This window comes from Serratia sp. ASV30 (genome assembly GCF_016428815.1).
Taxonomy (GTDB): Bacteria; Pseudomonadota; Gammaproteobacteria; order Enterobacterales; family Enterobacteriaceae; genus Chania; species Chania fonticola_C.
The window spans coordinates 12,394-37,360 of the sequence record NZ_JAELTL010000042.1 but is presented as its reverse complement, the minus strand read 5'-3'; the positions used below and the strand labels follow the sequence as shown (position 1 = coordinate 37,360).

General features: G+C 56.2%; 22 protein-coding genes. 9 read left to right on the top strand and 13 right to left on the bottom strand.

What is annotated here, in order from left to right; all coding sequences use genetic code 11:
* Positions 1-53: 53 nt before the first annotated feature.
* On the top strand, positions 54-869 hold the full coding sequence (gene dkgA, locus JHD74_RS17860) for a 2,5-didehydrogluconate reductase DkgA (RefSeq protein WP_199063202.1): 816 nt from the start codon (positions 54-56) through the stop codon (positions 867-869).
* 139 nt (positions 870-1,008) lie between these two features.
* Positions 1,009-1,608, top strand: a complete 600-nt coding sequence (locus JHD74_RS17855) for a transglycosylase SLT domain-containing protein (RefSeq protein WP_199063201.1) — start codon at positions 1,009-1,011, stop codon at positions 1,606-1,608.
* A gap of 131 nt (positions 1,609-1,739) precedes the next feature.
* Here the strand turns inward: JHD74_RS17855 and JHD74_RS17850 are convergent, their stop codons facing one another.
* Together JHD74_RS17850 and JHD74_RS17845 are read right to left on the bottom strand one after the other, a co-directional pair.
* On the bottom strand, positions 1,740-3,905 hold the full coding sequence (locus tag JHD74_RS17850; protein WP_021179531.1) for a YgiQ family radical SAM protein: 2,166 nt from the start codon (positions 3,903-3,905) through the stop codon (positions 1,740-1,742).
* 87 nt (positions 3,906-3,992) lie between these two features.
* Positions 3,993-4,727: a GntR family transcriptional regulator gene (locus JHD74_RS17845; protein ID WP_199063200.1), complete on the bottom strand. Its 735-nt coding sequence runs from the start codon at positions 4,725-4,727 to the stop codon at positions 3,993-3,995.
* Between the two features lie 215 nt (positions 4,728-4,942).
* Here JHD74_RS17845 and JHD74_RS17840 point away from each other — a divergent pair, with 215 nt between their 5' ends.
* From JHD74_RS17840 to JHD74_RS17830, 3 genes are read left to right on the top strand one after another with little or no spacing between them, the layout of a single operon-like run.
* Positions 4,943-5,959, top strand: coding sequence for an ADP-ribosylglycohydrolase family protein (locus JHD74_RS17840; protein ID WP_199063199.1), 1,017 nt, complete (start codon positions 4,943-4,945; stop codon positions 5,957-5,959).
* Positions 5,960-5,967: 8 nt separating this feature from the next.
* Positions 5,968-7,365: a cytosine permease gene (locus tag JHD74_RS17835; protein ID WP_199063198.1), complete on the top strand. Its 1,398-nt coding sequence runs from the start codon at positions 5,968-5,970 to the stop codon at positions 7,363-7,365.
* Positions 7,362-8,291 carry a PfkB family carbohydrate kinase gene (locus tag JHD74_RS17830; RefSeq protein ID WP_199063197.1) on the top strand — a complete coding sequence of 310 codons (930 nt, stop codon included), beginning with the start codon at positions 7,362-7,364 and terminating at the stop codon, positions 8,289-8,291. Before JHD74_RS17835 ends, JHD74_RS17830 begins: the two co-directional genes overlap by 4 nt.
* Positions 8,292-8,327: 36 nt before the next feature.
* On the opposite strand, the gene JHD74_RS17825 is transcribed toward JHD74_RS17830, so the two are convergent.
* Both JHD74_RS17825 and xapA read right to left on the bottom strand, forming a co-directional pair.
* On the bottom strand, positions 8,328-9,587 hold the full coding sequence (locus tag JHD74_RS17825) for a nucleoside permease (RefSeq protein ID WP_199063196.1): 1,260 nt from the start codon (positions 9,585-9,587) through the stop codon (positions 8,328-8,330).
* 74 nt (positions 9,588-9,661) lie between these two features.
* Positions 9,662-10,483 (bottom strand): xanthosine phosphorylase, encoded by an 822-nt coding sequence (gene xapA / locus JHD74_RS17820; RefSeq protein WP_024529143.1) that lies wholly within the window; start codon positions 10,481-10,483, stop codon positions 9,662-9,664.
* 401 nt (positions 10,484-10,884) lie between these two features.
* Between xapA and JHD74_RS17815 the strand changes: the two genes are divergently transcribed.
* On the top strand, positions 10,885-11,799 hold the full coding sequence (locus JHD74_RS17815; protein ID WP_024529144.1) for a LysR family transcriptional regulator: 915 nt from the start codon (positions 10,885-10,887) through the stop codon (positions 11,797-11,799).
* On the opposite strand, the gene ftsP is transcribed toward JHD74_RS17815, so the two are convergent.
* From ftsP to parC, 3 genes are all read right to left on the bottom strand, one after another.
* Positions 11,796-13,211 carry a cell division protein FtsP gene (gene ftsP, locus JHD74_RS17810; protein WP_199063195.1) on the bottom strand — a complete coding sequence of 472 codons (1,416 nt, stop codon included), beginning with the start codon at positions 13,209-13,211 and terminating at the stop codon, positions 11,796-11,798. The two genes, JHD74_RS17815 and ftsP, sit on opposite strands and share 4 nt — an antisense overlap.
* A gap of 98 nt (positions 13,212-13,309) precedes the next feature.
* Positions 13,310-14,041, bottom strand: coding sequence for a 1-acylglycerol-3-phosphate O-acyltransferase (locus tag JHD74_RS17805; RefSeq protein WP_065684664.1), 732 nt, complete (start codon positions 14,039-14,041; stop codon positions 13,310-13,312).
* A gap of 252 nt (positions 14,042-14,293) precedes the next feature.
* Positions 14,294-16,567 carry a DNA topoisomerase IV subunit A gene (parC, locus tag JHD74_RS17800; protein WP_199063194.1) on the bottom strand — a complete coding sequence of 758 codons (2,274 nt, stop codon included), beginning with the start codon at positions 16,565-16,567 and terminating at the stop codon, positions 14,294-14,296.
* A gap of 278 nt (positions 16,568-16,845) precedes the next feature.
* On the opposite strand from parC, the gene JHD74_RS17795 reads away from it, so the two are divergent.
* Both JHD74_RS17795 and JHD74_RS17790 read left to right on the top strand, forming a co-directional pair.
* A complete protein-coding gene (locus JHD74_RS17795; protein ID WP_024529148.1) occupies positions 16,846-17,427 on the top strand; it encodes an NAD(P)H-dependent oxidoreductase in 582 nt (193 codons plus the stop codon).
* Between the two features lie 45 nt (positions 17,428-17,472).
* The gene (locus tag JHD74_RS17790) at positions 17,473-17,778 is read left to right on the top strand and encodes a putative quinol monooxygenase (protein ID WP_065684667.1); all 306 of its coding nucleotides are present in this window, start codon (positions 17,473-17,475) and stop codon (positions 17,776-17,778) included.
* A 1-nt stretch (position 17,779) separates the two neighbouring features.
* On the opposite strand, the gene JHD74_RS17785 is transcribed toward JHD74_RS17790, so the two are convergent.
* The 6 genes from JHD74_RS17785 to nudF all read right to left on the bottom strand — a co-directional run bounded on the left by JHD74_RS17785 (position 17,780) and on the right by nudF (position 23,242).
* Positions 17,780-18,676: a LysR family transcriptional regulator gene (locus JHD74_RS17785; RefSeq protein ID WP_024529150.1), complete on the bottom strand. Its 897-nt coding sequence runs from the start codon at positions 18,674-18,676 to the stop codon at positions 17,780-17,782.
* Between the two features lie 92 nt (positions 18,677-18,768).
* Positions 18,769-20,664 (bottom strand): DNA topoisomerase IV subunit B, encoded by a 1,896-nt coding sequence (gene parE, locus JHD74_RS17780; RefSeq protein WP_021179517.1) that lies wholly within the window; start codon positions 20,662-20,664, stop codon positions 18,769-18,771.
* A gap of 89 nt (positions 20,665-20,753) precedes the next feature.
* On the bottom strand, positions 20,754-21,329 hold the full coding sequence (gene yqiA, locus JHD74_RS17775; RefSeq protein WP_065684669.1) for an esterase YqiA: 576 nt from the start codon (positions 21,327-21,329) through the stop codon (positions 20,754-20,756).
* Entirely contained in the window at positions 21,329-22,156 is an 828-nt protein-coding gene (cpdA, locus tag JHD74_RS17770; protein WP_024529152.1) for a 3',5'-cyclic-AMP phosphodiesterase, read from the bottom strand. The genes yqiA and cpdA overlap by 1 nt, the downstream gene beginning before the upstream one ends.
* Positions 22,157-22,183: 27 nt before the next feature.
* Positions 22,184-22,609, bottom strand: coding sequence for a DUF1249 family protein (locus tag JHD74_RS17765; RefSeq protein WP_021179514.1), 426 nt, complete (start codon positions 22,607-22,609; stop codon positions 22,184-22,186).
* Positions 22,610-23,242, bottom strand: coding sequence for an ADP-ribose diphosphatase (gene nudF, locus JHD74_RS17760; protein WP_074031225.1), 633 nt, complete (start codon positions 23,240-23,242; stop codon positions 22,610-22,612).
* 283 nt (positions 23,243-23,525) lie between these two features.
* Here nudF and tolC point away from each other — a divergent pair, with 283 nt between their 5' ends.
* The gene (gene tolC / locus JHD74_RS17755) at positions 23,526-24,947 is read left to right on the top strand and encodes an outer membrane channel protein TolC (protein ID WP_074031224.1); all 1,422 of its coding nucleotides are present in this window, start codon (positions 23,526-23,528) and stop codon (positions 24,945-24,947) included.
* Positions 24,948-24,967: the final 20 nt, after the last annotated feature.

The window sequence follows — 24,967 nt, the reverse complement described above, 5'->3', positions numbered from 1 at the left end:
TAAAATTCATGTAAGCAGGCCTTGGCCTGAAAGCAGTCATAAGGAGATAACGCATGCAACCCATCATCAAACTCCAAGATGGTAATCTGATGCCGCAGTTGGGTCTCGGCGTATGGCAAGCCAGCATTGAAGAAACCACGCAGGCCGTCACCAAGGCGCTGGAAGTCGGCTATCGCTCCATCGATACCGCCGCGATTTACAAAAATGAGGAAGGGGTAGGTGCCGCGCTGCAAGCTACCTCGATCCCACGTGAAGAGCTATTTATCACCACCAAGCTGTGGAACGACGATCAGGGCAATCCGCAGGCAGCACTGGAAACCAGCCTGAAAAAGCTGAAGCTGGATTACGTCGATCTCTATCTGATCCACTGGCCGAAACCGGCACAGGATCAGTATGTCGAAGCCTGGCGCGGCTTGATCAAACTGCGTGAGCAAGGGCTGGTGAAAAGCATCGGCGTCTGTAACTTCCACACACCACATCTGCAACGCCTGCTGGATGAAACCAGCGTCGCGCCGGTGATCAACCAGATCGAACTGCACCCGCTGCTGCAACAGCGCCAGCTGCGCGCCTGGAATGCCACCCACCATATCGCTACCGAATCCTGGAGCCCGTTGGCGCAAGGGGGCGAAGGCGTCTTCGATCAACCGCTGATCAAGAAGCTGGCAGAGAAGTACAACAAGACGCCAGCACAGATCGTCGTGCGCTGGCATCTGGACAGCGGCCTGATCGTGATCCCGAAATCGGTTACACCCGCGCGCATTCGCGAAAACTTTGAGGTATTTGATTTCAAACTGGATAAGGATGAACTGGGCGAAATCACCAAGCTGGATATCGGCAACCGCCTAGGGCCGGATCCTGATTCTCTGTAAACATGGCGGGGCCGCACTGTCGGCCCCGTTGCTATATTGTTGGTAGCCTCTCGCGTTAATTGGCTTTTAACCCAAGATCTTATCGGTCGCTGACGCTATGATATGGCGCAGCAATCCGATCACAGCAGCTTGGAGTTTCATGACTTTCTCATCTTTGCCGCGCCTGACCATGGTGTTAATGCTATTGGTGCTGGCAGGCTGTTCCAGCAAGCACCAGCGCACCAGCCACAATCCTCACGCCTATGACGATGAAATCGAAGACGCGGCCGACGAATACAAAATCGATCGCAAGCTGATCGCCGCCATTATTCAGGTAGAGTCCGGCTTTAACCCTAAAGCTGTCAGCCCTTCCAACGCCATCGGCCTGATGCAGCTTAAGGCGAACACCGCCGGTTGTGATGCCTACCGTTTTAAAGGCAAACGCGGCTGCCCGGATGATGACGACCTGTTGGATCCAGAAACCAATATCGATCTGGGGGCGGCCTATATCGGGGCGCTGCAACAGCAGCAACTGAAATGGATTGACGATCCGGTGACCCGCCGCTATGCCACTGAGGTGGCTTATGCCAACGGCGCGGGAGCCTTGCTACGTACCTTCTCCAGCGATCGCCAAAAAGCCATCAGAATGATCAACAGCCTTTCACCGGAAGCCTTTCACTGGCATGTGCGCCAGTACCATCCGTCACCACAGGCACCGCGTTATATGCTGAAGGTCGAGGCGGCGTATAACAGTTTGTAGCCTGGCAATAGCTAGCTCCATAGAGTCTTCCCTGAAAGGGATAACAAAATAATATCCTCACCAAGGGATAATTTATGGAATATCCCCTAGAGAGGATAAAAGAAAGGGAGCCGCTTGGGCTCCCTGCTCTATCAGGCCTTACCGTTGCGGATAGGCTTGCGCGGTGGCTTGTTGGAAGGTGTGCGCTGGCGGGTAATGTCCGTGTGCTTGGTCAACGCCGGGCGGGTATGCCGCTGTAAGCGCTTGGCCTCGCGCTGCTCGTCAATGCTCGGTGCTGGCACCAGGCATTCGCGACGGCCACCAATCAGGTGCTTCATCCCCATCTCTTCCAACGCCGTACGGATCAGCGGCCAGTTAAGCGGATCGTGATAGCGCAACAATGCCTTATGCAGGCGACGCTGGCGATCGCCCTTCGGAATAAACACGTCTTCACTCTTATATCCCACCTTACCCAACGGGTTCTTGCCGCTGTAATACATGGTGGTGGAGTTCGCCATTGGCGACGGGTAGAAGTTCTGTACCTGATCGAGACGGAAACGGTTTTTCTTCAGCCACAGCGCCAGATTCACCATGTCCTCATCGCGGGTGCCCGGATGCGAGGAGATGAAATAAGGGATCAGATACTGCTCTTTACCTGCCTGTTTGGAATACTGATCGAACAACTGCTTGAAACGATCGTAGCTCCCCATCCCCGGCTTCATCATCTTGGACAATGGCCCGGTTTCGGTATGCTCCGGCGCGATCTTCAGATAGCCGCCCACGTGATGGGTCGCCAGTTCCTTGATATAGCGCGGATCTTCAACCGCCAGATCGTAACGCACCCCGGAGGCGATCAGGATCTTCTTGATCCCTTCCAGCTCACGGGCGCGGCGGTAAAGTTTGATGGTCGGCTCATGGTTGGTATCCATATAGGTACAGATTTCCGGATACACACAGGAAGCACGGCGGCAGGTTTGCTCGGCACGCGGGTTGGTGCAGCGCAACATATACATGTTGGCCGTTGGGCCACCCAGATCGGAGATCACCCCGGTAAAGCCCGGCACCTTGTCGCGGATCTCTTCGATTTCACGCACGATCGAATCTTCCGAACGGCTCTGGATAATGCGCCCTTCATGCTCGGTGATTGAACAGAACGAACAGCCACCGTAGCAACCACGCATAATGTTCACCGAGAAGCGGATCATATCGTAGGCCGGGATGCGCTCTTCGCCATAGGATGGGTGCGGCACACGCTGATACGGCAGGGCAAACACGCTGTCCATTTCCGGCGTGGTGAGCGGGATCGCCGGTGGGTTGATCCACACGTAGCGGTCGCCATGTTTTTGCATTAACGCACGGGCGCAGCCAGGGTTGGTTTCATGATGCAGGATGCGCGAAGTGTGGGCATACAGCACCTTGTCCGCCTTCACCTTCTCGAAGGAAGGCAACAGCACGTAGGTTTTTTCCCACGGCTTGGGCTTGGCGGCACGTACGGTGACCGGCTTGGCCTCTGGCTCTGGCGTGCTGCCGTCGGCACAGGGCAAATCTTCACCGTAAGGATTAGGAATTGGCTCGATACGGCCCGGCTTGTCCAGGCGAGTGGAATCCACCCCGCTCCAGCCCGGCATGGCCCCTTTACGCATCACTGCGGTGTTACGGATATCGTGGATATCCTGAATTTTTTCACCCGCCGCCAGGCGATGCGCCAACTCCACCAGCGGACGTTCGCCGTTGCCGTAGATCAGCATATCAGCCTTGGAGTCCACCAGGACCGAGCGGCGCACGGTATCCGACCAGTAATCATAATGGGCAATACGGCGCAGACTGGCTTCGATACCGCCCAGGATGACGGGCACATCTTTATAGGCTTCTCTACAGCGTTGGCTATAGACCAGCGTGGCGCGATCCGGGCGTTTGCCGCCCACGTTACCGGCGGTATAGGCATCGTCATGACGCAGCTTACGATCGGCGGTATAGCGGTTGATCATCGAGTCCATATTGCCAGCGGTCACGCCGAAGAACAGGTTCGGTTTGCCCAAACGCATAAAGTCTTCTTTGTTGCTCCAGTCCGGCTGGGCAATGATCCCCACGCGGAAGCCCTGAGCCTCCAGCATGCGGCCCACAATCGCCATGCCAAAGCTTGGGTGATCGACGTAAGCGTCCCCGCTGATCACAATCACATCACAGCTATCCCAGCCTAATTGGTCCATCTCCTCACGCGACATCGGTAAAAACGGCGCGGGGCCAAAACATTCGGCCCAATAAGGCTCGTAGGAGAACAATTCACGTTCGGGTTGGATCAGGCTGGTAGTGCTCATTCGGGTGCTCTTGTGCAGGTTAATTTATCGCCGGGCGGCGATTATACGCACTCGCCGCCAAAAGAGCATGGTTATTTCTCAGATAACTCAGCTTTTGACCTCAAACTCGTACACATCGCTGCGGCACAGCGTTTCGCTGAACTCCAGCACTTCGCCCTGGGCGTTGCGGCTGGTCTGGACAATGCGTAACAGTGGTGTACCGCTTTGCACATTGAGCAAGCTGGCGTTCTCGTCATTGCTGGCAACCGCCTTCAATAAAAAATGCCTGCCCTCTGGCACAATGCCTCGCGACTTCCATAGGGCATACAGCGAGTGTTCCAGCTCTTCGGGATCGGGCAGAAAACGGGTCGGGATATAGGTGGTTTCCAACGACACCGGATTGCCATCCATCAACCGCAGGCGACGTAACTTGACCACGATACTGTCGCTTGCCAACTCCAGCGCCTTGGCTACCTCGCTGGGTGCCTTTATGCAGGAACGCAACAGCCATTGGTTACTGACGCTGCTGCCACTGCGTAAAACCTGCGCGGTAAAGCCGTTATCCTGATTGAGGGAATAGCCGATGTGCATAGCCACTCGAGTACCAATGCCCTGTTGGCGCGAGACCAGCGCTTTTTCTTCCAGCAACCTCATCGCCTTACTGACGGTAACGCGTGACAGATCCAATGCTTCAGCCAGCATGCGTTCCGGCGGTAAAAAATCGCCAACGCCCAAGACACGCTGTTTAATGGCAATTTCGAGGGAGTTCGCCAACTGGATGTAACGTGGTGCCGCCGCTGCCTGTGAAAACTGCTGACGCAGCCAGGCAATAAAATCATTCATCGGACCCACCTCTGATTTGTTCGCATTCCTCAACCGCCTCGTTTTTACCATATTTGTCACATTCAAGGTAATTACATCATGCGCGCTTGCATTGGACTTAGATTGGAATCACATTTTTCAACTATTGGACTTTAATTGGATCTATTTTACGACTAACATTAGCGACACTGATGTTTTGCATCGGTTAGCACCAACACCAGGGAACACCCATATAAATGAAAAATATAAAAAATCCTCACCACGCCATACTCGGAGCGCTCTATGGGCAAGCCGTGGGCGATGCGATGGGGATGCCGTCAGAACTGTGGCCATTACAACAGGTTAGTGATTATTTTGGTTGGATCACCAGCTTCCTGCCTGGCCCGGCAGAAAATATCGCAGCAAACGGCTTTATCGCCGGGGAATACACGGATGACACCCAGCAGGCAGTGGCCTTGATAGATGCGCTGTTGGCTGCAGAGGGCCGGGTCGAGCCGGAACGTATAGCTCACCACATCATGCTGTGGGCAGAACGGATCGGAGCCTTTGAGAAAAATATCCTCGGCCCCAGCTCCAAAGCCGCGCTGTTGGCGTTCCGCGCCGGTACGCCGGTAGCAGAGATCGCCGCTAACGGCGTGACCAATGGAGCGGCCATGCGTGTAGCTCCGTTAGGTTGCCTGCTGCCAAGCGGCGATTTGCCAGCCTTTATCACAGCGGTAAGGCTGTCTTGCAGCCCGACCCACAAATCGGATATCGCCGTAGCTGGCGCTTTTGCCATTGCCTGGGCCGTTAGCCGGGCTGTCGAAGGTGCGGATTGGGCCACCATCAAGCAAGAACTGCCCGCACGGGTAGAGCAGGTGCAACAGCAACATATCACCACCTTCAGCCCTTCGCTCAGCCGCCGTCTGGTTTGGGCGCTGGAGTTCACCGCTAACCTGGGCCATCTGCCGGATAGCGAAGCATTGGCGGAGCTTTACCATACCGTCGGTGCCGGGATGGACACTATCGAGTCAATCCCGATGGCGTTGGCACTGGTTGAACTGGCAGACACCGATCCGCAACGTTGTGCGATCCTGGCCGCCAATCTGGGTGGAGATACCGATACCATTGGTGCCATGGCAACGGCAATCTGCGGAGCCTTACGCGGCGTAACCGCCTTCCCGGCGGAGTGGATTGCCACGATCAATAGCGCCAATCAAATAGATTTTGAGCCCTACGCGGCCGCTCTCCTTAGGCTGCGAAAACAGGAATAAATCGCACTATGAGTGAAATCAACCGCAGTGAGACATGGAAAGTAGAAAGCACAGGCATCGATCGCGTACCGGATGCTGAGCAGACAGGTAAACCGCTCGAGCTGTTCTGGATATGGTCTGCCGCCAACATCGGCATTCTTGGCGTGGTGTACGGGGCAATTATTGTCGCGTTTGGCCTGTCCTTTATCCAGTCCATCCTGGCCGCATTGGTCGGGGTAGCCAGTTTTGCTTTGGTCGGTTACACCAGCTTCGCCGGCAAACGTGGCCGTACCTCTACTTTGACCTTATCGCGGGTGATTTTTGGCCTGAAGGGCAACATTGCCCCCACCACCTTCAGTTGGATCAACCTGATGGGTTGGGAAGCGGTGAACGTCATCACCGGCACACTCACCCTGGCGGCGCTGTTCCAGGCCATAGGCCTGGGTGAAAGCCATTCCCTTACCGCTTTCAGCCTGTTGCTGTTTGGTGGCTTGACCATCGTGGTCAGCCTGCTGGGCCAGAACACGGTAGTCTGGATGCAGAGCTGGTTCAGCCGGATATTCGGCACCATGACGCTGATTGTGGTGCTGTATATCGTCTTTACCACCGAATGGGGCAAAGTGCTGTCACTGCCTTCCGGCAGTTGGTTGACCGGCTTCCTGCCTGCCGTTTCGGTGATCGCAGCAGGTACCGGTATCAGCTGGGCCATTGCCGGGGCCGATTACAGCCGTTATCAAAGCCCAGAATCTTCAGATAAAAGCATCTTTGCCGCCGTAGTGGGCGGTGCCTGTCTGCCCCTGATCCTGCTGATGTTCACCGGCATTCTGCTTTCGGTACAGCTGCCGGATCTGGCCAGCGCCGCCAACCCGATTGCGTTAATCGGCTCGGTACTGCCAAAGTGGATGGCCATCCCTTATCTGTTGGCCGCGACCGCAGGTATCGTCACTATTGCCGTGCTCAGCCTCTACTCCGCCAGTCTTAACCTGCTAACGCTAGGCGTGAAGGTGAAACAATCGCTGGCCGTCTCCATTGACGCCGTGGTGATCCTTGGCATCGCCATCTATGTGCTGTTTATTTCTGGCGACTTTATGGGGCCATTTATCTCTTTCCTGGTGTTCTGCGGGGTATTCCTTGCCGCCTGGGAAGCCATTTTCATTCTCGATTATGCTAAAGTGCGCCGTCATCATGGTTACGACGGTAATGCCCTGTACGGTCTGAACGGCCAGAACCGGGGCGTGCGTAAGGTCCCACTATTCTGCTGGTTCCTCGGCGCCTTGTGCGGACTCTTGGTGACCAAAACCGGCTTTATCGATGGCCCATTGGCTAAAGGCCTGTTCGCTGATTCCAGCCTGGGGCTGTTCGTTTCCTTCCTGGTCAGCCTGGTTGCCTATGGCCTCTATCTGGCAAGTAACAAAGGACAGCAATGAGTGAATTTGTCGCAGTAAAACCCATTCTGGTGGTAGGCGGTGCCGTAGGTGACGTAGTTCTCACGCTGCCAAAGCTGCCAGCCAGCGGTGAAGATATCGAAGCGCAGCCACAAGAGCGGCAGATTGGCGGTTGCGCCTTCAACGTAGCACGGGCGCTACGCCGCTTGGATGTCCCCGTGATTAACGGTATGCCGGTTGGTAGCGGAGACTGGGGAGCGGCCATCGAAGCCGCCATGCAGGAACTGGATCTGCCGGTGCTGCTACGCCACGGCCAACTGGATAATGGTTGGTGCCTGGCGTTGGTGGAACCCAACGGTGAACGTACTTTTGTTACCGTGACCGGTTGTGAAGCCCATTGGAATAAGGCGCAACTGGCCACCCTGCCGCTAACGCCAGAAACGGTGGTCTATGCCAACGGCTATGAACTGGTGGGAGAACCCGGTGAAGCACTGAGAGACTGGCTTACCCGCCTGCCGTTCGATCAGTGGCGGCTGCTGGATCCCGGCCCGCGCGTCGATCAACTAGGTGAAGAGTTTTTCGCCATGCTTAGCGATAGCCACACCTTACTCACCCTCAACCGCGACGAAGTCGCGATCTTGTGTGGGGAAGGCGACGCCGTCAGCGCCGCACAACGTTATGCCACAGCGCATAACATTACCCTGATCTGCCGGTTGGATCGTGACGGTGCCTGGGTCTGTGATGGCCGCAATGAACCGCAGCATGTGCCCGTTTACCCGGTTGACGTCGTTGATACCATCGGCGCGGGGGATGCCCACTGCGCGGGTTTGCTAGCCGGACTTTCCGCTGGCCTGCCGTTGGTTCAAGCGGTCGATCTTGCCAACCGCGTGGCCGCCTGCGTGGTGGCCAGCCGTGGTGCCGCCGGAGCTCCAGACTGGCAACAACTGCAACAGCGTTTTCCTGCCTGATATCACAGGGGCTGAACTCAGCCCCTGTGTTTTACCTTAATGCGCCTTCTGCAGCTCGCCGCTCATCGCTTCCGGTCGATGTTGATAGTTGAAAGACAGGGCAAAAATCCCCCCCAGCACCAGCGTATAGGCGGCAAACACCAGCCAGATACTCTGCCAATCTTTCACCCCGTTATGGGTGAAGAAGTCCACAACCTCGCCGCTGGCGATGGCTCCAACGTAAGCCCCTGCACCGTTGACCATGGTCATAAACAGCCCCTGAGCGCTGGCACGGATGCGGTGGTCGGTTTCTTTCTCCACAAAGATGGCGCCGGAAATATTGAAGAAATCAAACGCGCAGCCGTAAACGATCATTGAAAGCAATAGCAATAGGAAGCCGAACCCGGCAGGCGTACCGTAGGCCAGGAACAGGAAACGTAACGTCCAGGCCGCCATGCTGATCAGCATCACCTGCTTGATGCCATATCTCCGCAGGAAGAACGGGATGGTGAGGATGAAAAACACCTCAGAGATTTGCGACAGGGAGAGCAGCACCGAAGGATAGCGCACGCTGAGGCTGTCCTGATAAAGCGGGTTAAGAGAGAAATCGTGCAGGAACGGATTGCCGAAGGTATTGGTGATTTGCAGCGCCGCCCCCAGCAACATGGCAAACAGGAAGAACACCGCCATGCGTTTTTGCTTGAACAGCACGAATGCATCCAGCCCCAACATGCTGACCCAGCTTTGCGAGCGTTTCACCTTGTTGGTCGGGCAATTTGGCAACGTCAGGGAGTAGATTGCCAATAGCAGCGACACCGCGGAAGCCAGATACAACTGCATATTGCTCAGTTCAATGCGGCTAAAGCTGATTAGCCACATCGCCAGAATAAAGCCCACGGTGCCATAAACCCGCACCGGCGGGAAATCCTTTACCGTATCAAAACCGTGCTTTTCCAGGCAGAAGTAAGAGATAGCGTTGGAAAGCGCCATGGTGGGCATATAGACCATCGCGTTGAACAGCATGACCCAGAACATCACCATCGGCTGATCGACCTGTGCGGCGTAGTACAACGCCACCGCCCCCAGCAGATGACACAGGCCATACAGACGGTTGGCCTTGATCCAGCGATCGGCAATGATCCCGGCCAGGCTTGGCATGATCAGCGCGGCGATCCCCTTCGAACTGTACACCATACCAACCTGCGCCCCGCTGAAGTGCAGGGTGTTGATCATGTAGGAACCCAACGTCACCAACCAGGCGCCCCAGATAAAGAACTGGAGAAAGATCATCACCTTCAATCGTGTTTTTATTGCCATTACCATCACCTTATTGTTGTGATTTACGCGGCAAGGTAGGGGCTTGCCGCGGGGTAGTCAGATGGAAATAAGGATTACAGCGTTTTGAAGAACTCACGGATCAGGCGCATAAAGTCGTCTGCCGCCAGCGCGGCACAGCTCAGCGTCTGCTCATGGGAAAGCGGCGTATCGGATAACCCTTCGGCATAGTTGGTCATCGCTGAAACCACCAACACTTTCAGGCCGCAGTGCCGGGCCGAAAGCACTTCTGGCACGATCGACATCCCCACCACGTCACAACCCAGCGTCTGCATCATGCGGATCTCGGCCGGGGTTTCAAAGTTCGGGCCGGTGTAGGCGGCAAACACCCCTTCTGCCAGTGGGATACCAGCCTTAGCCGCTACCGCCGCAAGCTGCGCACGCAGGTCTCGATCGTAGGCGTTAGCCAGGCTGAAGAAGCGTGGACCAAAACGCTCGTCGTTAGCCCCCACCAGCGGGGATTCCGGCATAAAGTTGATGTGGTCGGTCAGCGCCACCAGGCTACCCGGGGCGACCGATTTACGCAGTGAACCAGCAGCATTGGTCGCCAGCAGGAATTCACAGCCCAGCAGTTTGAAGGTGCGCACGGCGGTGGTCATCACCTGCATGCCACGGCCCTCATAGAAATGTCCGCGCCCTTTCATGCACAACACTGGCACACCTTCCAACCAGCCCGCCACCAGTTGCCCTGCATGGCCCACTACGCCGCTCACCGGGAAACCCGGAAGTTCGGTATAGTCGATGGTCACGGCGTCGGTCATTACGTCTGCCAGTGCCCCCAGCCCCGATCCCAAAATCAATGCAGCGCGAGGTTGAAAGCCGGGTAGTCTGGTCCGCAGCACGTCGGCACAAGAAAAAGCATCGTCTTGATTAAACATAGTATTCTCTTCTGTAGGGGGATGAATTAGGCTGTGTCCCTTAATTGACCATGGTGCCGTCGCAGCCCCAAAAGCCCGTAATCAAGGCGGAGGGTGCAGGGCCTAGTGGGCTAAGTTCAAGCCCGACAACGCTGAGTACGGGCTTTTGGGGCGCGACCCTTAGGGCTGGGGCCATTTGGACGCGTATCTGCGTTTCTCCCCGCTTATTTGGGCCCACCAAGATTCACGGCTCGTGCCTTGCAACGCGTCCAAATGACCTCCAGCGGCGCTCATGTGCAATTAAGGGACACAGCCTGATCCCCATAGTAGAGAGCGACAGCGGGTGGCGACCAATACATTGTTGCCCGCTGATTTATTCTGTTTACCTATAAATACCCTGCATCGGGAGGCCCGAAAAAACCATGAAAAAGCCACTACCCGACCCTAGCCGGATCAACTTTCGCCTGCTGCACTATTTCCGCGTGGTGGCGGAGGAGATGAACTTTACCCAGGCCGCACAGCGGCTGAACATGTCCCAACCGCCGCTCAGCAAACATATCAAAGAGCTGGAAAGCCAGCTGGGGGTGGAACTGTTCAAACGCACCACCCGCTCCATGGCGCTGACGCAGGCTGGCCGCACGCTGTTCCATAACGTCGAAACGTTGCTCGATCAGGCGGGCAATGCGCTCAATCAGGTGCAGCAACTGGGCCGTGGCGAGGCCGGCCATATGGTGATTGGCATGGTAGGCACCTCTGTCTGGGGCGGTTTGATCCCGGCACTAAAACGCTTTACCGGGCAGGAAGAGAAGGTCACCTGGACGTTGAATGAACAAACTCCCAGCCAGCAGATCGTCTCATTGCAGAAGCGGCATATCGATATCGGGGTCTGGCGTGAGGCAAAACAACAGGCGCTGCCGGGGCTGGCCTGTCAATTATTGGCGCGGGAGAAGATCTCGGTGGTGCTGCCAACGGGGCATCCACTGGCAACCGGGGAAGAAATCCAACTGCAAGCCCTGGAGCATGACAAATTTATCGTGCTGCCGCCCAACGAGGCCAGCCTGGGGCTGTATCTGCACAACCTGTGTCTGCAACATGGCTTTGCGCCGGACATCGTCCATCAGGTTAATGAACCGCAAACCCTGATGGCGCTGGTGGCGGAAGGCTTTGGTATTACGTTACTGCCGGACAGCTACGGGCGCATACCCTGGCCGGGCGTACGCTTCTGCCCGTTGCAGGCGGCCCCTTCGGCGGATCTGTATGCGATCTACCACGCCGAAAGTGCCACACCGGTGGTGAAGGCGTTCCTGAAAATGCTGCGAACGCCCGGGGCTGTTTAAGCGGAAGCCTGAACCACAAACTGGCCGGTCGAACCGCGATCGGCCATTTCCAACGTCTGGCTGTAGAACAGGAACGGGAAGTGCTCCGAGGAAACCTGGTTGAAGTACACCAGCAGCTCCACGTCGCCGTCGACCCAGACGGTATCCTTCCAGCCGCGATCTTCCGCCATCGGCTGCGCGCCATTGACGCGTTTTATCAGGAACTGTACGCCCTGAATGTGGAACGCCTGTGGCGTATCGGCATGAATGGTCCAACGCTCCCAGGTGCCCTGCATCGTTTGTACGTCGATGCGGTTCATATCCCAGATAGCCCCGTTGATCCCGGCCATCTTGTCGCCCAGACGGAATTCACGTGAGCGGCTGACGTTACCATCCAGCAGTTGATCTGCCAGCAGGCGCATCGGCAGATTGTCGGTGACCAGCGGCAACAGGCCTGTCGGTTTCAACGTCAGTACCTGGGTGGAAACCAGCATGCTGGAAGGTTCAAACAGGCCACGTAGACGATCCATGATCCCTGCCGCTTCACCGGCGGTGAGAGTCACTTCGGCCCCCTGCGACATGTCGATCAGCACTTCGCGGCGCTCACCAGGAGCCAGAGAAAGTTGCTGTACCGCGACCGGTGCAGGCAGGAATCCCTGATCGCTGGCAATCACGTTGATCGGCCGCCCATCGCTAAGCTGCAACGAATAGCGCCGTGAGTTCGAGGCATTCAACAGGCGCAGGCGAACCCAGCCACGTGAGACTTCGATAAACGGGTTCTGCACGCCGTTGACCAACAGCGTATCGCCAACAAAGCCCCCCTGCGCCGGAGGATCGTATTCCGGCGTACCGAAGTTATCCAGGCGCTTATCCTGAATGATCAGTGGGAAATCATCGACACCGTAATGGTTCGGCAGCGGCAGGTTTTTACTGATTTCATCCTCGACCAGCCATAGGCCAGCCAGGCCGTTGTAAACGTGTGGTGCCATACGGTTCGGCGTGTTGGCGTGATACCAGCAGGTGGCAGCCGCCTGACGAATAGGGATCACCGGCGACCAGTCAACGTTGGGCGACATCATGCGCGGCGCACCACCCATCAGGGTACCTGGCACCTGCAACCCGCTGATGGTCATCGATACCGGCTCGGGCAGGCGGTTGCTGTAGATCAGTTTGACGTCGTCACCGTTGTAGACCCGCACCGTCGGCCCCAGATACATACCGTTGACGCCCCAGACGGACGCTTTGCGGTTGTCCATAAAGGCCCAATGGGCACGTTGCAGGGTTAAAAACAGCGGCTGACCACGGCGGGATTCCAGCAGTGGCGGGATCGGTAACGGAGTTGGCATCCCGCTCGCTTCGGCCCTCAGCGGCACGGTTCCCGCGCATAGCGCCAAGCCCGATGCCTGAATAAACTGACGTCGACTGAGTGACATATCTTCTCCATGAAAACAAAGCTGAACCGTGTGCAAAGCCCCGCTAAAGCGGGGCATAAACGGCATGAGGCCGTATGAAAATAGCTAACTGCGTTCTATTATTTTTTGGCGGCGTCTAACTTGGCGACTTCCGCATCCAACTGGTCAATCTTCGCCTTCATCAGCTCGCGACAATGGGCCGCCAGCTCACGCACCTGTTCTTTACTGTAATTACTGGTATCGACAGGTTCCAGCATCTCCACAATCACATGGCCGTTGTTCCAACGATTCAGCTTGATCTTGTCGGTAGAAGAAACACAGATCGGCACAATCGGCACACCGGCCGCGATCGCCGCGTGGAACGCACCGGTTTTAAACGGCAGTAAGCCACGGCCACGGCTGCGGGTTCCTTCCGGGAACATCCAGATCGAGATGTCCTGTTTCTTGAAAGCATCCACCACCTGAGCAATGGTGCCATGGGCTTTAGCGCGGTTATCCCGGTCTATCAGCAGGTTACCGGTCAACCAGTAAAGCTGGCCGAAAAACGGGATCCACACCAGGCTTTTTTTGCCCACGGTCACGGTGCGTGGCTGTACCGCATTAGAAACCGTCACCATGTCGTAGTTGTTCTGATGGTTGGCAATGTAAATACATTTGCCGTTATTGTCCGCGCCAGCAGGCTTGCGGAGTTCAACCTGGATGCCGAACACTGTCGACAGGCGGCCAAACAGATGGCCAAAGGTCGCTACATGGCGGGGGTTACGCGGGCTGAACAAGCAGTAAAGCGAACCGAAAAAACTCACCAACAGGCAATAGACCGTGACGATTATCGCACGTAATATCAATAACATAACAACCTCATTAGCACACTGCCAACCCGGCCACTGAGCGGCCGCGAAGATTTCTTTTTGTATGAGGAGCGCAGGCAGAAGAACGCACGGCGCTTCTAAGTTCTCTATTTTCCCGCCAGCCAGCGATCGGCACAATAAATTTATAGCCGGAAAAATTAACTAACTTAAGAAAATAAACCAAGAAAAAAGTCTGATCGATAGTTAAGCGGGCGCAGTATGCTGCGCCCCTACGTTCTGCGAAACCGTTGAGATTTACTCTTCGCTGTCACCCATCGATTCGCGCTCCGGCATATCCACCTCAACCCGATCGATACGCTGCAGGCCACGTGGCAACAACGTGCCCTTACGGCCACGCTCGGCGCGGAATTTCTGCAGATCTTCCGGGCGCAGTTTCAGCTTGCGTTTGCCCACGTGCAGGGTGATCGAGGTCTGCGGCGGCAGTACGAACAGCCAGGCCAGTTTATCTTCCCCACTGGCGGCCTGCGCCGACGGTATCGAGATAATCTTGTTGCCCTTGCCCTTCGACAGCTGTGGCAGATCGGCGACCGGGAACATCAACATACGGCCAGCGGCGCTGATAGACAGCAGCATATCGTCGCTGCCGTGGATTTCCATCGGCGGCAGTGCCTTGGCGTTGTCCGGCAGCGTAATCATCACCTTACCGGCGCGGTTGCGTGCAACCAGATCGTTGAAGGTACACACGAAGCCGTAGCCAGCATCGGAAGCCATCAGCAGCTTCTGATCGTCCGCAGCCATCAGCACCTGCTCGATGGAGGCACCCGGCGGTGGCGTCAGCTTGCCGGTTAACGGTTCACCCTGGCCACGTGCCGAAGGCAACGTCAGCGGATCGAGCGCATAGCTGCGGCCAGTCGAATCGATGAACACCACTGGCTGGTTAGTCTTGCCACGCGCGGCGGCAAGGAAGCTATCCCCGGCCTTGTAGCTCAGGCCGCTCGGATCGATATCGTGGCCCTTGGCGCTACGCACCCAGCCCATTTGCGACAGCACAATCGTCACCGGCTCTGAAGGCACAAAATCGTGCTCGCTCATGGCCTTGGCTTCTTCACGTTCGGTCAACGGTGAACGACGATCGTCGCCATAAGCCTGCGCATCGGCCTGGATCTCTTTCTTGATCAGGTTGTTCAACTTGCGCTCGGAAGCCAGCAGCGCCTGCAGATGATCGCGCTCTTTAGCCAGCTCATCCTGCTCGCCGCGGATCTTCACTTCTTCCAGCTTGGCCAAATGGCGCAGCTTCAGCTCGAGGATCGCTTCGGCCTGGGTATCGGAGATGCCAAACCGCTGCATCAACACCGGCTTCGGCTCATCTTCGCTGCGAATGATGTGGATCACTTCGTCGATATTGAGGAACGCAACCAGCAAACCTTCCAGAATGTGCAGCCGTTTGAGCACTTTTTCCAGGCGGTAATTCAGGCGGCGGCGCACCGTATCACGGCGGAAGACCAGCCATTCGGAAAGGATCTCCACCAGCCCTTTGACCTGCGGGCGGTTGTCCAGACCGATCATGTTCATGTTGATGCGGTAGCTTCGCTCCAGATCGGTGGTGGCAAACAGGTGGTTCATCACCTGATCCAGATCGATACGGTTCGAGCGCGGCACAATCACCAGACGGGTCGGGTTCTCGTGGTCGGACTCATCGCGCAGATCTTCCACCATCGGCAACTTTTTGGCGCGCATCTGGCTGGCGATTTGCTCCAGCACTTTGGCACCTGAAACCTGGTGCGGCAAGGCGGTGATCACCGCGCTACCGTCTTCTTTCTTCCAGATGGCACGCATGCGTACCGAGCCACGGCCATTCTGGTAAATTTTGCGGATCTCTTCGCGCGGGGTAATAATTTCCGCTTCCGTCGGGAAGTCCGGTCCCTGCACAAACTCCAGCAAATCGTCGAGCGATGAGCCTGGCTTGTCGATCAGGGCTACCGCCGCGGCGGCAATTTCACGCACGTTATGCGGTGGAATATCCGTTGCCATCCCTACCGCGATACCGGTCGTCCCGTTGAGCAGGATGTTCGGCAGACGTGCAGGCAGCATCTTCGGTTCTTGCATGGTGCCGTCGAAGTTGGGCACCCAGTCCGTGGTGCCCTGGCCCAGCTCGCCCAGCAGCACTTCGGCGTATTTCGACAGGCGCGATTCGGTATAACGCATCGCGGCGAAAGATTTAGGGTCATCCGGTGCCCCCCAGTTCCCTTGGCCATCTACCAACGGGTAACGGTAAGAGAAGGGTTGCGCCATCAGCACCATAGCTTCATAACAGGCGCTATCACCATGCGGATGATACTTACCCAATACGTCACCGACGGTACGGGCAGATTTTTTGAATTTGGCGTTGTTGCTAAGCCCCAGCTCCGACATGGCATAGATAATGCGGCGCTGTACCGGCTTTAAACCATCGCCGATATACGGCAGCGCCCGATCCATGATGACGTACATGGAATAGTTCAGATAGGCGTTTTCAGTGAATGTGTGCAGCGGTAGACGCTCAACACCGTCATGAGTCAGTTCGCTCATTACTCAGATATCCTCAGACGACAAAGGGTCGATTCTGCCCGCGATAGTAACCCATCTGCGGGGTGGCTGTCACAGATGCTGCGTGGATCGGCCATTGATGCTGGCGATCGCCCCGGTTTATGCGAAATTTTGCCATCAGTGGCCGCCTTTCTTGACTCACAGTCAACACTGTTGTGCGCTAGATCGCATTTTTCCCTGCTTCAGGAAGGATTACACTCCGTTTCAACGATATGCCTTACGGCCATCACATTCTACATTCTGACAGGAACCCAGCATCCATGAGCAATATCCTGATTATTAACGCCAAGAAGCAATTCGGCCACTCCAACGGTGAGCTGAACCAGACCCTGAGCGACGTAGCGGAAACTTTCCTGCGCGATGCCAAGCACGATGTACAGGTCACCGTAGTCGATGACGGCTATGATATCGACGCCGAAGTGCAGAAATACCTGTGGGCCGATACGGTGATTTACCAGATGCCAGGCTGGTGGATGGGCGAGCCCTGGATCCTGAAAAAATATCTCGACGAAGTGTTCACCGCTGGCCACGGCAGCCTGTATGCCAGCGATGGCCGCACCCGTTCCGATGCCAGCAAAAAATACGGTTCTGGCGGGCTGATCCAAGGCAAGACCTACATGCTGAGCCTGACCTGGAATGCCCCATTGGAAGCCTTTACCGACCCTGACCAATTCTTCCACGGCGTGGGCGTAGACGGCGTTTATCTGCACTTCCACAAGGCCAACCAGTTCCTGGGGATGGAAGCACTGCCGACCTTTATCTGCAACGATGTGATTAAACAGCCGGATATTGCCAACGATATCGCACGTTTGCGCGCACATCTGGGCGAAGTCTTTGCTTAACTGTGATGGGTTTTATCAATCATACCTTTAACCAGTGAGGCCGTAATGATCACCGTAATTGCAGAAATCAGAACCAGACCAGGTCATCGTGAAAGCGTATTAAAAGCGATTGAGAAGCTGTTGCCAGCGGTGTTGGCGGAAGAGGGCTGTGGCGGCTATCAGCCAATGATCGACGCCGACACCCAGGCACCGTGGCAGAAGCGTTCGCCGGATTCGATCTTTATGTTGGAAAAATGGCAGAGCCAGGCGCATCTGGAGCAGCACCTACAGATGGATCACATGCTCAAGCACCGTGAAATCATCAAGGACAGCGTGCTGGACACGACCATTTACGTACTGGATAACGCCTGACTCACATCTGTGCATCGGTGATATGCGCGCTGACATAGTCTAGAAAACAGGTGATCCGTGCGGCCAACTGGGCATTGCGATAATACACCGCATTGATTGGCTGGCGGACATCCAACGTTTCGGCCGCCAGCAACTGAACCAGACGCCCTTCCCGCTGATCTTCCCGCGTCATAAAATCGGCCAATTGGGCAATCCCTTCCCCCCGTAGCGCCAGTTGCCGCAGCGTTTCGCCGCTGGAGGCTGATAGCGTTGGGGTAATGGCAAAGCGCTCCGCCTGCCGATGGCGCAGCGGCCACAGATTAAGCGACTCGGGTTGCGTAAAACCCAGCAGGCTATGGTGGTTTAGCTCTTCGACACTCTGCGGTGCCCCAAAGCGGGCAATATAGTCCGGGCTGGCAAGGATGCGTAACCGGCTGGCCCCCAGCAAGCGCGCGTGGATGGTGGAGTCTCGCAATGCGCCAATACGAATGGCGATATCGGTGCGCTTCTCCAGCAGATCGATAATCAGGTTATCGGTGTTCAGCTCCAGCTCAATCTGTGGGAAACGTTGGCGGAAACCGGCGACCAGCGGCACGATCACATGCTCCATAAAGGGCGCGGCAGCGTTAACCCGCAGCCTGCCCGCCGGGTTCAGACGACGTAGCGCCATCTGCTCCTCGGCATGTTCCACCGAATTGATAATTTCCCGCGCATGGGCCAAAAAGCTCTGCCCCTCTTCGGTCAATTCCAGACGACGTGTGGTGCGGCGCAGTAACGTGGTATCGAGTTTTTTTTCCAGACGGCTCAGCGCCCGGCTGATGCCAGAGGTGGTTTGGCCAAGCTGCTCGGCGGCGGCGGTAATCGAACCGCTGTCGATCACGGAGGTATAAGCCAATAGTTCTTCGAGGGTGATTTTCATGCATTCCGCCCTGGGTTATCGGGCGCAGCACGCAGTGCGCCAGGGATGGCACAATGTAAAAACGTGGGGCCGCGGTTGCGGCCCCACAGGCATCAGACTGAAAGCTCGGCGGTATCGCCCTTGTCTTGCAGCCAGTTGCGGCGGTCTTCCGAGCGCTTCTTCGCCAACAGCATGTCCATAATGGCCATGGTCTGATCGGTATTCTCGTCATCGATGGTCAACTGCACCAGACGGCGAGTGTTGGGATCGAGCGTCGTTTCACGCAGTTGCAGCGGGTTCATTTCACCCAGCCCTTTAAAGCGCTGTACGTTCGGCTTGCCCTTCTTACGCTTCAACTGCTCCAGCACGCCGGCTTTCTCTTCCTCGTCGAGGGCGTAATAGACTTCTTTGCCCAGGTCGATACGGTATAGCGGTGGCATCGCAACGTGCACATGGCCACCCTTTACCAGCGAACGGAAGTGGCGCACAAACAACGCACACAGCAGCGTGGCGATGTGCAGGCCATCGGAGTCCGCATCCGCCAGGATACAGATTTTGCCGTAGCGCAGTTGGCTGAGATCTTCGCTGTCGGGATCGATACCGATCGCCACCGAGATATCATGGACTTCCTGCGAGGCCAACACTTCGTCTGAGGAAACTTCCCAGGTGTTGAGGATCTTACCCTTCAGCGGCATGATCGCCTGATATTCGCGATCGCGCGCCTGCTTGGCCGAGCCGCCCGCCGAGTCCCCTTCCACCAGGAACAGTTCGGTCATGCTCAGATCCTGCGAGGTGCAGTCCGCCAGTTTGCCCGGTAACGCAGGCCCACTGGTCAGCTTCTTACGCACCACCTTCTTCGCCGCACGCAGGCGACGTTGAGCGCTGGAGATCGCCAGTTCGGCCAGTTGCTCAGCCGCCTGGACGTTCTGATTCAGCCACAGGCTGAAGGCATCTTTCACCACGCCGGAAACAAACGCCGCGCACTGGCGGGAAGAGAGCCGCTCTTTGGTCTGTCCCGCGAATTGCGGATCCTGCATTTTCACCGACAGCACGTAGGCACAGCGATCCCAGATATCTTCCGCAGACAGCTTCACGCCGCGCGGCAGAATATTGCGGAATTCACAGAACTCGCGCATCGCATCCAGCAGCCCTTGGCGCAGGCCGTTGACGTGCGTGCCGCCCTGCATGGTGGGGATCAGGTTGACGTAGCTCTCCGTCAGCAGTTCCCCGCCTTCCGGCAGCCACAGCAATGCCCAGTCCACCGCTTCGGTATCACCGGCAAAATTGCCGACAAACGCCTTTTCCGGCAGGGTGATCAGACCGTTCACCGCTTCCATCAGGTAGTCGGTCAGGCCGTCCTGGTAGCACCAGCGTTGCTCGGTGTTGTTCAGCTTGTCGATAAAGTAGATTTCAACACCGGGGCACAGCACCGCTTTGGCTTTAAGCAGGTGCGACAGGCGGGAAACCGAGAAGCGCGGGCTGTCGAAGAACTGCTCGTCAGGCCAGAAGTGAATGCTGGTGCCGGTGTTGCGCTTGCCGCAGCTACCGGTCACCGCCAAATCCTGCACCTTGTCGCCGTTCTCAAAAGCGATGCTATAGACGTTACCGTCGCGCTTGACGTTGACTTCCACCCGCTTGGACAGGGCGTTGACCACCGAAATCCCCACGCCGTGCAGGCCGCCGGAGAACTGGTAGTTTTTATTGGAGAATTTCCCGCCCGCATGCAGACGACACATGATCAACTCAACCGCCGGCACGCCTTCTTCAGGGTGGATATCCACCGGCATACCGCGGCCGTCGTCGATCACTTCCAGTGACTGATCGGCGTGCAGGATCACGTCGATACGCTTGGCATGGCCCGCCAACGCTTCATCGACGCTGTTATCTATCACCTCTTGACCGAGGTGGTTCGGACGCGTCGTGTCGGTATACATACCGGGACGACGGCGCACTGGTTCTAGACCGCTGAGTACTTCAATGGCATCAGCGTTATAGCTGGATTGAGTCATCGTTGATTATTTTTTCGTGGTTGAGGGAAGGTGCCGAAATCGCCCGCTGCCTGTTCAGTATATCTGTGATAGCTGAAGTTGCTGCGGCGTCATAGCCCTAAAAAATCCACAATCTGGGGGAAGTAGTGCTCGAAACCGACGAAAGCGTGGTTCCCGCCCGACTCCACCGTTTGCCGGCAGGCGGTGTAATAAGCCACTGCCTGACCGTAATCGAGAATTTCATCGCCCGTTTGCTGTAGCAACCAGATTAAATCCGGCGACTCCAAGGGATCGACCTGCATCACTTTCAGATCATAAACGTGGCGTGACTCTAACACATATTGCTGCCCGGTGTAGGGGTTCTCGTTGCTCCCCAGATAGTCGATCAACAGCTCATACGGCTTCACCGCAGGGTTTACCACTACCGCTGGCAACGCAAAACACTGCGATAACCAGGTGGCATAATAGCCGCCCAACGAGGAGCCTACGACGCCCATCGTCTGGCCTGCCCGAGCCATCACCATATCTTCCAGCATTTCCGCCGCCTCCGCCGGGTAGGGCGGCAACTGCGGTACCAGCATGTCGATATGGGGATGATTTTCCGCCAGCCAGGCTTTGAAAGCCGTGGCCTTGGCCGAAAGCGGCGAGCTGTTGAAACCGTGCAGGTAAAGTAAGGTTGAAGGCATCAGTAGCCGTCCGAATCCATGTCGGGGCGGAAGTCATCGTTTTCCAGCCGGAATACCTGGGTTTCCACCCGGCCATCTGGCAACAGGTCGAGATAGCGCCAACCTGGGGAAACGTCGTCGATCGTAAAATTGGTGCAGTGCGGCTTGAATTGCACGCAGGTGGACGGCGTGGCCAACAGCCGACGCCCGTGCCAACCCAGATCCAATTCCTGGTGGATATGCCCGCACAGCAAGGTATTCACTTTCGGATAGCGCCACAGCACGGCCGCCAGCGTATGCGGGTTACGCAAACTGTGTTGATCAAGCCAGGTGCAGCCGGAAGGCAACGGATGGTGATGCAGTAACAGCAGCGTGTAGCGCTCTGGATGAGCCTCCAGACAACGTTCCATCCACTCCAACTGGTATTCGCTCAGCTCGCCGTGCGGCACGCCAAACACCTGGCTATCCAGCAATAACACCTGCCAGTTGTCCCCCAGCAGCACCTGCTTGGAAGGTGAGATACCGGCTGCGGCCAGCGCATCTACCATCGCAGGCTGAAAATCGTGGTTCCCCGGCAGCCAGACACAGGGCGCGGGCAAACGGGTGATGCCATCGGCAAAGTGCCGGTATGCCGCCTGGGAATGATCCTGCGCCAGATCGCCGGTTGCCACGATCAGGTCGCACTCACGCTGCTGCGCGATCACCGCATCCAGCACCGCGTGATAGCTGGCATAGGTATTTATGCCAAGCAAGGTCTCATTCTTGCCAGCAAACAGGTGGGTATCAGTTATTTGTAGGATCCTGACCTTGGCCCCACTCGCCACGGGCAGTCTAAACAGGCTTTCCAAATGGTGTCCTTTGTTATCTCCGTCGACCTAACAAGCCGGAACCGCCATTGCTCCATGCGCTAAACAGTAGCGCAACCAATCAGCAAGAAACTGGTTAATTTGATGCTTTTCGTCACGTTGATGCAACTTTTTGTTCGGATAATCATAACGCGCTTTAAACCGATAGATCTGCTGACTGGAACACACTTCCGCAACCATCGCGTCGTGGTACAGCCGCACCGTCATCGCAGGCAGGCTCCAGTAGCTGACCGCAGGCGCAGTCTGCTCGATCTGCACCAGCGTAGTGTAACGGGTAGATTCAACAATAGTCAGACGATAGTGGGCGCCATTCACCTGATAAGTGACGGTTTCATCGACTTCGTCGTTACGCGGCATCAAACGCCGCAATTGCGCGAAGTTGGTTTCACACAATCTCATCATTTCGGGGAAGTCAGGGGTATAGCGCTTTTGCATTTAGTTGGCCCATTCTGCTTTAAGCGATTCATGGTGCAACGCCAGCCACTGCAATGCAATCACTGATGCGGCATTATCAATCGCGCCTTCTTCAACCCAGCGGTAAGCCTGTTCGCGGCTGACCACGTGGACACGGATATCTTCATGCTCTTCGGGCAATCCGTGGATCCCTTCGGCCGTCAGGGCGTCAACCTCACCAACCATAATAGACAGACGTTCGCTGGTGCCACCAGGGCTGGCCAGATAGCTCAGCACCGGCTTGCAGCGCCCCACCACCACGCCAGCCTCTTCCAATGCTTCACGGCGGCATACGTCTTCAACGCTCTCTCCCGTTTCGATCATACCCGCAACCATTTCCAGCAGCCAAGGAGAAGCTGAGCTATCGATGGCCGGGATCCGCAGTTGTTCAACCAGCACGACTTCATCCCTGATGGGATCATAGGGTAGCAACACCGCCGCATGGCCGCGCTCAAAAACTTCGCGAGTGACCTCACCGCTCATTTCGCCGTTGAACAGACGATGGCGAAAGCGATATAAGTCGAGTGAAAAAAAACCACGGTATAGCGTCTCTCGTGCAATAATTTCTACATCATTTTTGTCGAAAGTAACGGGTGAAGGTTGCGAGCGTTTCATCTACGAATTCTCCTGTGTGATTATGCCGGCAAAATAAAGGGATTTGATGACAGAAACGGCGGGGTTATCTTCACCCGCTTTGTGTTAGATTGTGAACCATGATATCAGGTAGCGCAGATGCAAATAGCCAAGTGTCAGTCAACGTAGCGTACACCAAGGTAAAAGTTCTGTGAGATGGCACATTAAGCCACCCTCAGCGCTCGGCAGACTCTGCTAGAATTGGCAACTATTCGTCTATCGTCAGCGCTAACATAGCAATATTGCTGCACAACAAGGAATGCAAATGAAGAAACTGCTCCCCCTTCTTATTGGTCTGAGCCTCGCAGGCTTCAGCACCATGAGCCAGGCAGAGAACCTGTTGCAGGTTTACAAACAGGCCAGGGAAAGTAACCCGGATCTGCGTAAAACCGCTGCCGACCGTGATGCGGCGTATGAAAAAATCAACGAGGCACGCAGCCCGTTGCTGCCACAGCTTGGCTTATCTGCCGGTTATACCTATAACAACGGCTTCCGCGATGCCAATGGGCTTAACAGCAACACCACCCAAGGCTCGCTGGCGCTGACCCAGACTATCTTTGATATGTCCAAATGGCGCGCGCTGACGCTGCAGGAAAAGACCGCCGGCATTACCGATGTCACTTTCCAGACGTCATCCCAGAAATTGATCCTGGATACGGCCACCGCCTACTTCAACGTACTACAGGCGATCGATGCCCTGTCCTACACCCAGGCGAATAAACAAGCGGTTTACCGTACGTTGGATCAGACCACCCAGCGTTTTAACGTAGGCCTGGTTGCCATTACCGACGTGCAGAACGCCCGTGCCAACTACGATACCGTGTTGGCCAACGAAGTAACCGCCCGTAACAACCTGGATAACGCGGTAGAATCGTTACGCCAAATTACCGGCACCTTCTACCCGGAACTGGCCTCGCTGGATACCAACAAGTTCAGCACCAAGCGCCCGGATGCCGTCAACAGCCTGTTGAAGGAAGCAGAAAGCCGTAACCTGAGCCTGCTGTCTGCCCGCCTGAGCCAGGATCTGGCCCGTGAGCAGATCAAATCGGCGCAAACCGGCTATATGCCAACGGTTGATTTAAATGCTTCTACCGGGATCACCAATTCCAAATACAGTGGTTCCAGAGCTAACACTGGTACTAGTGGCAACGACTCGATTAATGGCCAGAACCAGGTCGGCATCAGCGTTAGCGTGCCACTGTACAACGGCGGCGTAACCAACTCGCGGGTAGAACAGGCGCAGTACAACTTCGTCGGTGCCAGCGAGCAGTTGGAAAGCGCCCACCGCAGCGTGGTGCAAACCGTACGTTCCTCCTTCAACAACGTTTCTGCGTCCATCAGCAGCATCAGCGCTTATAAACAAGCGGTGGTTTCTGCCCAGAGTTCTCTGGATGCGACCGAAGCCGGTTATGAAGTGGGTACCCGTACCATCGTTGACGTGTTGGATGCGACAACCACGCTGTATAACGCCAAGCAACAGCTTTCCAATGCGCGTTATTCTTACCTGATCAACCAGTTGAACATCAAATCCGCGCTCGGCACGCTGAACGAAAACGATCTGATGATGCTGAACGGAGCACTAGGCAAGCCAATCTCCACCGCACCAGACGTGGTGGCCCCACCAACAACGGCGCAAGATGCCTACGTTGACGGTTCCAGCACCACCCGGCCAACGGCCAGCAGATAATCTGCGGCGGCTTTGAGCTA